This is a genomic window from Kineococcus indalonis (assembly GCF_009906395.1).
Lineage (GTDB): Bacteria > Actinomycetota > Actinomycetes > Actinomycetales > Kineococcaceae > Kineococcus > Kineococcus indalonis.
Genome location: NZ_JAAALM010000980.1, coordinates 1 through 584 on the forward strand (window position 1 = coordinate 1; position 584 = coordinate 584).

Consider the following 584-nt stretch of genomic DNA (forward strand, 5'->3'; position numbering starts at 1 on the left):
GGGGTAGGGGCCCCTCAGGCGGGCGGGGCGCCCCACGTCGAGCCGGCCGCCGCCCAGCCGGCCTCGGTGGCGCGCACCAGCTCGGCCAGGACGGGGTAGTCCGCCTCGCCGGTGGCGATCACGGTGACGCCGTCCTGGGTGCGCACCAGGCTGTGCCGGCCGCGGTCGGGCTGGAGCTGGCGCTCCCACGGGCGCCCGTCGACGTCGAGGGTGCCGTCGGCGGCCCCGCCGGCGGTCTGCGCGCGCCGCCAGGCGGCCGTGGCGTCGCGGGCGACCTCGACGGCGACGTGCTCGCCCTCGTCGGTGCGGTAGCCCACGTGCCAGGTGGCCACGTCGTCGGTGGAGCGGTTGACCTCGGCGGAGGTGGGCGTCCAGCCGTCCAGCCCGGCGGGCACCGGCGGGACGAAGGGCAGCCGGCCGGCGGCGCCGGAGGCGGCGTTGGCCACGTCGGCCGGCGGCTGCTGCACGGAGCTGGGGCGCGGCACCGCCCAGACGACGACGGCGACCAGGCCGAGGATGACGAGCATCGACAGCACCATCGACTGCACGTTGCCGCCGCGGCGGCAACGTGCAGTCGATGGTGC

At 78.4% G+C, this 584-nt stretch carries 1 protein-coding gene; it reads right to left on the bottom strand.

Translation table 11 applies throughout. From position 1 onward, the window contains the following. Positions 1-14: 14 nt before the first annotated feature. A partial coding sequence (locus GTR00_RS22300; RefSeq protein WP_166613650.1) for a DUF4245 domain-containing protein occupies positions 15-584 on the bottom strand: 570 nt, incomplete at its 5' end.